Here is a 2,016-nt window from a genome sequence, read left to right on the forward strand (position 1 = left end):
CCTATCGGTTGTTCGTTCTGTTAAAGAGCAGTGACGTTTCGCGTTGTGTGCGTTGCGTCGAGGAAGGTGAATTTATCAAACCATCACGACCGGGTCAAGCATTTCTCAAGCAAATTTCGAAACATGCCCGACACCTGCCAGCAAAAACAAAAAACCCGCCAACTGGCGGGTTTTTTGTTTTTGCTGGGGTGGATGATGGCATTCCACGAGATCAGGCTACAACCCAGTGTTTTCAAGGGTTTCAGCGACTTGCTACATGTCGTCAATGTAGCAGCCAGTGTAGCAACTTTCAACCCTTCCAAGCCTGTCGGGCTGACATGAATCACACCATCAGACGGCGTGAACACCATCCATTCTTCACCAAAGGAACCCATCTCAGCACTGCGCCCCGAAGTAGCTGCCTGTCCGGCGATGAACACGCACAACAGCTCCAACGATCTCACCGACGATTTCTGAGCAGCCTGTCCCGCTGAGAGAGTGGCGGTTCACCAGCACCAGTGCGACGCTTTTTTCTGAGCTGCCTGTCTGATCCGCTGGAGTCGCTGGGCCGCCATGTGGACTTTGCCGCGTTAGTAGCCAGCCTCGACCGCGCACTACCGAGGCCGCACCACTACTTTCGCGGCCGGCCACCGTATCCGCCTGCCGGTCATCCAACAGTTGTTCAACAGCTTCAAGCAGGTGCGGCCGCTTGAAATTAATCCGGTTCATCCCCGCGGGCGCGGGGAACAGTCCGCGTCATTCGCCCCTTAAAGACGGGGTGACGGTTCATCCCCGCGGGCGCGGGGAACAGTGCGACAGCCAACCGCCGGCACTCACCCCGTACGGTTCATCCCCGCGGGCGCGGGGAACAGGTGCTGGCCGATGTCGCACGCCTTGCCGGAAACGGTTCATCCCCGCGGGCGCGGGGAACAGGGCCGACCAGCGCGACGGCGGGTTCTGGCCGAACGGTTCATCCCCGCGGGCGCGGGGAACAGGAGCGGTACGGGTAGTTGCCATGTTGCTTAACCGGTTCATCCCCGCGGGCGCGGGGAACAGGCGTCCGCCAAGGTTGCGGCGACACTCGGTTTCGGTTCATCCCCGCGGGCGCGGGGAACAGGTCAAGGCCTCCGAAAAACTTGGCATCGAGCCCTGGTTCATCCCCGCGGGCGCGGGGAACAGGACCGTGTTCAGGCTGTTGGCCATCCACCAGTCGGTTCATCCCCGCGGGCGCGGGGAACAGACCTGGCAGCATAATCATGTAGTCATCTCTCTCGGTTCATCCCCGCGGGCGCGGGGAACAGGACTCCGAAGTGAGCCTCATCCAGCACAAGGCGGGTTCATCCCCGCGGGCGCGGGGAACAGGCGAAGGCCTGCTTGCGCGCTGCTGCGGCCTTCGGTTCATCCCCGCGGGCGCGGGGAACAGGAACTGTGTAATCCACGGCATCATCTCGCCGTCGGTTCATCCCCGCGGGCGCGGGGAACAGGCAGTAGCGCTTGATCTGCAATAATCCGATTGCGGTTCATCCCCGCGGGCGCGGGGAACAGGTTGGAGCATGAGTACAACGAGGAGCGTAATGCGGTTCATCCCCGCGGGCGCGGGGAACAGGTTGTCGTAGCCAAGGAAGGCATGCGCCGTGCCGGTTCATCCCCGCGGGCGCGGGGAACAGGCCTTGGCGGGTCTGCACCAGCTTGATCGCCTCGGTTCATCCCCGCGGGCGCGGGGAACAGGCCCCGGCGGCCGCAGACAAGCAGCCGCAAACCGGTTCATCCCCGCGGGCGCGGGGAACAGGCCTCGAGGATGTCGTCGGCGCGGTCGCCCATCGGTTCATCCCCGCGGGCGCGGGGAACAGTCGCAATCCGACATTGTGACCGTGGTACAGGTGGCTTCATCCCCGCGGGCGCGGGGAACAGTCAGTAGCCTGGCGCGACAGGTACTCGGGCGTCGGTTCATCCCCGCGGGCGCGGGGAACAGGCTGAATCGCCCCGGCTTCTCTAGACACTCTTGAGCCGTTGGAAATATTGCTTCTCAAACTCTAC

At 62.8% G+C, this 2,016-nt stretch carries 1 protein-coding gene and 1 CRISPR repeat array; the gene reads right to left on the reverse strand.

All coding sequences use genetic code 11. The features are described 5' to 3' along the window. Positions 1 to 83 precede the first annotated feature (83 nt). Positions 84 to 419 carry a hypothetical protein gene (locus tag E5K04_RS16570; RefSeq protein WP_136555945.1) on the reverse strand — a complete coding sequence of 112 codons (336 nt, stop codon included), beginning with the start codon at positions 417 to 419 and terminating at the stop codon, positions 84 to 86. A gap of 281 nt (positions 420 to 700) precedes the next feature. Further along, positions 701 to 1,952: direct repeats of the CRISPR family, unit length 30 nt; unit sequence CGGTTCATCCCCGCGGGCGCGGGGAACAGG. Positions 1,953 to 2,016 lie beyond the last annotated feature (64 nt).

Source organism: Crenobacter intestini (assembly GCF_004919095.1).
GTDB lineage: Bacteria > Pseudomonadota > Gammaproteobacteria > Burkholderiales > Chromobacteriaceae > Craterilacuibacter > Craterilacuibacter intestini.